The organism is Neorhizobium sp. BETTINA12A, from assembly GCF_023006485.1.
In the GTDB taxonomy this organism is placed as follows: Bacteria; Pseudomonadota; Alphaproteobacteria; order Rhizobiales; family Rhizobiaceae; genus Neorhizobium.
This window is the reverse complement of sequence record NZ_JALBGW010000224.1, coordinates 1-6209: the sequence shown is the minus strand read 5'-3', so window position 1 is coordinate 6209 and position 6209 is coordinate 1. Positions and strand designations below refer to the sequence as shown.

Genomic DNA, 6209 nt, shown 5'->3' with positions numbered 1-6209 from the left:
GTCGCGACGGTCATCACGACGACCCTGGGACGGCTGACCCGCCTCGCCAGGGGCGTTATTGCGTTGGCCGCCGTGACCACGACGATCGCCGTGTTGCGGACGTCCGCCACGCTGGTTGTTTTCACGGCCGCCGCCCGGGCGCCACAACAGGACCGGCTTCGGCTCTCCAGCCTCGGCAGACTTTGTCTCGTCGGTCACGTCGCCAGCCGGAGCCTGCTCCGCGGGAGCTTCTTCCGAAGCAACCGGTTCTGCGGTAGCCGTCTCAGCCGGCGCAGCCTCGGCCACGGCCTCGATGGGAGCTGTTTCCGTCGCATTTTCGGCCGGAGCGGCTTCCGTTGCAGTCTCAACCGGAGCGTCACTCGCATCGGCGTCATCTGTTTCGGAGACTTCCGGTGCATCTCCTGCCGAAGCCAGAGCAGCCGCGGCGTTCACGGAACTTGCATCGTGGCCTGCGAGGAATGCCTGTGCCTCTTCCGCCTTCACGGCGTCGGCCCGATACCCGAGACCCTTGAGGATTTCTTCCATATCGTCCGGCGTAGCGCCGAGAATGGAGAGCATGGCGGTCGTGGCCGTGAAGCGGCGCCCGTCATACGCGCCTTCCGGACGCGGCGTCGAGCCAGGTTTCCACTGCAGGAGCGGACGGATGAGATCGGCAAGGCGCTCCAGAATGTCGATACGCACGGCGCGCTTACCGAGGAAACGGAAACCCGCGAGTTTGTAGAACATCCTCTCGAATGTCGGATCGGCGACGACCGACGTGCGCCCCGCGGCCAGAGCCGGAATGAGATCGCCATAGCCGGGCTTGTCGAGACCGTCGTTCCCCAGCGCCCAGAGCAGCGTGATGAGCTCGGCCGGTGCCGGCTTCAGAAGCAGGGGCATAAACACGTGATAGGCGCCGAAACGGATGCCGTAGCGACGCATCGAAGCGCGCGCATCCTGATCGAGCGACTTCACGTCGTCGGCCACGTCGCGCCTGAACAGCACGCCGAGGTTTTCGACGAGCTGGAAGGCGAGCCCCTTGGCGAGGCCCTGAAGGTCTTCGGCACGGGACAGATCGTCGAGCGGCTTCAAAACCGTCGCGATGTGATGATTGACGAAACGCTCGAGACGGGCGAGCACATGTTCGCGGGCATGACCGGTCAGCTGCTCGTCGGCAAGCAGGATGACGCGCGGACGCATGACATGGTCGCTCGCCGCAAGACGGGCGATAGGCTCGCCGAGCCAGCGCACGAAACCATCGGATCCGACCGCCAGGTCGTTATTGCCCGATGCATAAAGCCTTGCCGCCCGCGCCTCGAATTCGAGCGCCAGCGCTTTCTGGGCGGCACCTTGCACCGCCTTGGCGTCGGGGCCCTCGGTTCCCGAAACGGGCGTGAACCGGAAACCGGCCAATTGCCCGACGTGATGTCCCTCTACAAAGACATCGCCATTCACACTGATTTCAGCTTCCAGCATCGCATTCTCTCTCAGGCGCTTCATGAGCACAGATGTCCTGCGATCAACAAAGCGTTTCGTCAACCTTTCATGTAGCGCGTCCGATAACCTATCCTCTATTTCCCGTGTCTTTTCTTGCCAGTGTGTCGGATCGGCAAGCCAACCAGGGCGATTAGAGACGTAGGTCCAGGTCCGGATCTGCGCTATGCGGGCCGACAATGTGTCGATTTCACCATCGGTGCGGTCGGCGCGGCGGACCTGTTCCGCCATGAATTCTTCGTTCACCGTCCCGAAGCGCACAAGATCGGAAAAAAGAGTCGAAATAAGGTCGGCGTGCTGCGCCGGCGCAATTCGTCGGTAGTCTGGCAGGGCACAGGCCTCCCAGAGTTTTTCGACCCGCTGCGGGGTGGTCGCTATGTCCTTGATTTCGGGATAACGCGAAAGATAATCAAAGGCTTGGCTGTCGGTCGCAGGAAGCGCCCGCGTCAAGCCCAGAAGGGTCGGCGCAGCATCCAGGCTTTCCCGCAGGGCCTTGAGCGACGAAAAATCGAGGTTTTTCGACCGCCACTGCAGCACTTTGACCGGATCGAAGTGGTGGCTTTCGATTCGCTCGACCAACTCGTCTTCGAAAGGCGCGACCTGGCCGGTCACGCCGAATGTCCCATCCCGCACATGCCGCCCGGCGCGTCCGGCGATCTGCGCGAGCTCTGCCGGATTGAGGCTGCGGAACTGGTAACCGTCGAATTTGCGATCCTGGGCGAACGCCACGTGATCGACATCGAGGTTGAGACCCATGCCGATCGCATCCGTCGCGACGAGATATTCGACGTCGCCGGACTGGTAGAGGCCGACCTGCGCATTGCGGGTGCGGGGGCTGAGTGCCCCGAGCACCACCGCCGCGCCGCCGCGCTGACGGCGAATGAGCTCGGCGATCGCATAAACCTCGTCGGCCGAAAACGCCACGATCGCAGAACGCTGCGGCAGGCGGGTGATCTTTTTCTGGCCCGCATAAAAGAGCTGCGAGAGGCGCGGCCGCTCGACGATGGTTATTCCCGGCAGAAGCCTCTCGAGGATCGGCCGCATGGTCGCAGCCCCCAGGAGCAGCGTTTCATCGCGCCCGCGCAGGTGCAGGATTCGGTCGGTGAAGATATGGCCGCGCTCGAGATCGCCGGCGAGCTGCACTTCGTCGATCGCCACGAAGGAGGCCTTCGTCTCGCGCGGCATGGCCTCGACGGTGCAGACGGAGAAGCGTGCATTCGGCGGAGTGATCTTTTCCTCGCCGGTGACCAGCGCCACCTGGGAGACGCCAACCTTCTCGACAAGACGCGTATAGACCTCGCGCGCCAGCAGCCGGAGCGGCAAGCCGATCACGCCGGTACCATGCGCCACCATTCGCTCAATGGCATAATGGGTCTTGCCGGTATTGGTGGGTCCGAGGACGGCGGTGACGCCGCGCCCGCTGAGGATCATGGGCTGGAAATTCAAAGCCTGGTTCCATGCATCACATAAGGCTCGGAGTTTGGCGTCTTCGCCCAAAACTCAAAGCCACGCAACACATGGCGATCTCGGCGGGCAAACGCAAGCCTCAAGAATGGCTTTTACGGCCGAAGAACGGTCGCTGAAGGCGGCAAATCGAGGCTCGGCGATTCGAATTTTAAATGCAAAGGAACAGACGCGAACGAATCGGAGACGAATCGCAGACTCAAGAAGATTCAGCTTTTGTTCACCGCTATATGTTGATGCGACTCTCGCCTTCCCCACGACATCCTGAATCTGCATCAGGATTGGGTGCATGCAACCGAAGGATTCATCCCGAAGCTGCGCTTTCACGAAGAATCGGAAGAGTCAATCCATTGATATGGTTAACGTTTTATCAATCGATTCAGGCCGTTCCACGCTCCTTCGAGCACGGAATTAAGATTCAGGCCAAAGGCGGAACGAATCACCGACGAATCACAGACATCCATGTCTTCGCCATTTGTTCTCACAAGATATGGTAGGTCTCACCGCGAGAGACCCGCAAGAAAATCGTCGTGGTAGAAACCTCAAAAGCGAATCGTTCAGGTGCCATTAACATTGGCTAACGCACTTTAACCACATGTGAGAGCACACGTTTGCAAGCCATGGAACAAAAATCGCGGCCCTACGTTTCCTCGCCAAATCCATCTCGGATTGTCTAGCGGAGTAGAAGATCATGCTCGGAACCGTATTGCTCGTTATCCTCATTCTGCTGCTCATTGGCGCCTTGCCGAATTGGGGATATAGCCGGGGCTGGGGCTATGGTCCGTCGGGCGGATTGGGCCTTGTAGTCCTTATCATCATTATCCTGCTGCTGATGGGCAGGATTTAAAAGCGGCGTAGCCGTGTGTACCAAGGGAAGGGAAAACTAACATGATGAAGAAGATCTTGATTGCGGGCTGCATGATCGGCACGCTCGCCTCCTGCACCGCGACTGAACGCGGCACTGCGATCGGTGCCGGCACGGGTGCCGTCATTGGTGGCGCAGTGTCGAACAGCTGGGGTGGCGCAGCAGTCGGCGCAGTCGCCGGCGGTCTTGTCGGCGCTGCAATCGGTCACTCCTCGGAGCGCCGCGGATACTGCATCTATCGCGACCGTTACGGCCGCCGCTACGAGGCCCGTTGCCGCTAGTCGCGGACAACAATCCAGTCCCTCAGGACCGGCGCCCGAGCAATCGGCGCCGGTTTTGTTTTGCCTCCAGGAGACTGTCGGCGTTAACCTTCGGCCAAAGGCGGAACGAATCGCCGACGAATCGGCGACATCGCCTGTTTCCCGCTTTGTTCACCGCAACATCTCGTGGAAAAACAACTCGTTAACCATATGGATAAGCCGTTTCGGCGCAGCATTATGCGCCGAAACCCGCTCAAAAGTTAATGCCGCAAATCAGCTGGCGAAGAATTGGCCGCCATTCGCCGTCAGCGTCGAGCCGGTGATGAAACCGGCATCGTCGGAGGCAAGGAAGACGACGCAGCGGGCAATCTCTTCCGGTTCGCCGAGGCGCCCGACCGGGATCAGTGGAATGATCCGCTCGTTCAGCACCTTTTCCGGCACCGCCCGCACCATTTCGGTGGCGATGTAGCCGGGGCAGATGGCGTTGACGGTGATGTTCTTCGCAGCACCTTCCTGGGCCAGCGCCTTGGTAAAGCCGAGATCGCCGGCCTTGGCTGCCGAATAGTTCACCTGGCCCATCTGGCCCTTCTGCCCGTTGATGGACGAAATGTTGACGACCCGGCCGAACCCGCGGTCGCGCATGCCGTTCCAGATAGGATGGGTCATGTTGAACAGGCCGGTCAGGTTCGTCCCGATCACTTCGTTCCACTGCTCGGGCGTCATCTTGTGGAACATGCCGTCACGGGTGATGCCTGCATTGTTGACGAGCACCTCGATGGGACCGATCTCGGCCTCCACTTTTGCGACGCCCTCGACGCAGGCCTGATAGCTGGAGACATCCCACTTGAAGACCGGAATCCCGGTCTCGTCGTGGAAGGCTTTCGCCTTTTCCTCATTGCCAGCAAAATTTGCCGCGACACGATAACCTGCCGCCTTCAACGCGACGGAGATGGCTGCCCCGATCCCACGCGTTCCTCCCGAAACCAATGCAACCCTGCTCATGCGGCCGTCCCCTTTTGCGTTGTGATCCGATCCTTCTGTGTGACCGGATACTTACCTATTTTGACATGCTTTCATCGGGGAGATAGTCCCGCCACGAAGTTTTGCAACGCCGGCGGGATTATCCACAATCTTCTAAAATATCACATGGCCTCAAGGCACATGGCGACGCCCATGCCGCCGCCGATGCACAGAGTAGCAAGACCCTTCTTGGCGCCGCGGCGCTTCATCTCGAAGAGGAGCGTGTTGAGGATGCGGGCACCCGACGCGCCGATCGGATGGCCGATCGCGATTGCGCCGCCATTGACGTTGACGATCGACGAATCGAAACCCAGATCCTTGACGACGGCGCAGGATTGCGCAGCAAAGGCTTCATTGGCCTCGATGAGATCGAGATCGCCGACCTTCCAGCCTGCCTTTTCGAGCGCCTTGCGGGAAGCCGGGATCGGGCCCGTGCCCATGATCTGCGGATCGACGCCGGCGGTCGCCCACGAAACGATGCGAACCATCGGCGTGATGCCGCGGCGGGCGGCTTCGGCTTCCGTCATCAGCACGGCAGCCGCCGCGCCGTCGTTGAGACCGGACGCGTTGCCGGCGGTGACGGTACCTTCCTTGTCAAAGGCGGGACGCAGCTTGGCCATCGAATCGAGCGTCGCGCCGGCACGGATGTATTCGTCGTTGTCGACGGTCACGTCACCCTTCCGTGTCTGGATGATGTAGGGGATGATCTCGTCCTTGAAGCGGCCGGCATTCTGCGCGGCTTCCGCCTTGTTCTGGGAGGAGACGGCGAACTGGTCCTGCTCTTCGCGGGAGAGCTGCCACTGGCGGGCGATGTTCTCCGCGGTAATGCCCATGTGGTAGCCGTAGAACGCGTCGGTCAGGCCGTCCTTGACCATCGTGTCGATCATCTTGAAGTCGCCCATCTTCACGCCGCCGCGAAGATGCGCGCAATGCGGCGCCATGGACATCGATTCCTGGCCGCCGGCAACGATGATCTTGGCGTCGCCAAGCGCGATCTGCTGCATGCCGAGTGCGACGGCGCGCAGGCCCGAGCCGCAGAGCTGGTTGACGCCCCAGGCGGTGGCTTCCTTCGGCACGCCGGCCTTCATCGCCGCCTGTCGGGCCGGGTTCTGGCCCTCGCCCGCCGG

General features: G+C 61.1%; 5 protein-coding genes. 2 read left to right on the top strand and 3 right to left on the bottom strand.

Annotation, left to right across the window (positions count from 1 at the left end; translation table 11 throughout):
• Positions 1-2904: helicase-related protein (locus MOV61_RS27635; RefSeq protein WP_247138876.1), on the bottom strand; the 2904-nt coding region annotated here is incomplete at its 3' end.
• Positions 2905-3628: 724 nt separating this feature from the next.
• On the opposite strand from MOV61_RS27635, the gene MOV61_RS27630 reads away from it, so the two are divergent.
• The gene (locus MOV61_RS27630; RefSeq protein ID WP_007775119.1) at positions 3629-3784 is read left to right on the top strand and encodes a DUF3309 family protein; all 156 of its coding nucleotides are present in this window, start codon (positions 3629-3631) and stop codon (positions 3782-3784) included.
• A gap of 41 nt (positions 3785-3825) precedes the next feature.
• Positions 3826-4083 carry a YMGG-like glycine zipper-containing protein gene (locus tag MOV61_RS27625; RefSeq protein ID WP_038546799.1) on the top strand — a complete coding sequence of 86 codons (258 nt, stop codon included), beginning with the start codon at positions 3826-3828 and terminating at the stop codon, positions 4081-4083.
• Positions 4084-4335: 252 nt separating this feature from the next.
• Here the strand turns inward: MOV61_RS27625 and MOV61_RS27620 are convergent, their stop codons facing one another.
• Together MOV61_RS27620 and MOV61_RS27615 are read right to left on the bottom strand one after the other, a co-directional pair.
• Entirely contained in the window at positions 4336-5064 is a 729-nt protein-coding gene (locus MOV61_RS27620; protein ID WP_247138875.1) for a beta-ketoacyl-ACP reductase, read from the bottom strand.
• Positions 5065-5204: 140 nt separating this feature from the next.
• On the bottom strand, positions 5205-6209 hold a 1005-nt coding region (locus MOV61_RS27615), incomplete at its 5' end, for an acetyl-CoA C-acetyltransferase (protein WP_247138874.1).

What these genes read in the sequence shown, in the direction of transcription:
- MOV61_RS27630 (WP_007775119.1), top strand. Translation starts at nt 3,629, where the DNA reads ATGCTCGGAACCGTATTGCTCGTTATCCTCATTCTGCTGCTCATTGGC.
- MOV61_RS27625 (WP_038546799.1), top strand. Translation starts at nt 3,826, where the DNA reads ATGATGAAGAAGATCTTGATTGCGGGCTGCATGATCGGCACGCTCGCC.
- MOV61_RS27620 (WP_247138875.1), bottom strand. Translation starts at nt 5,064, where the DNA reads ATGAGCAGGGTTGCATTGGTTTCGGGAGGAACGCGTGGGATCGGGGCA.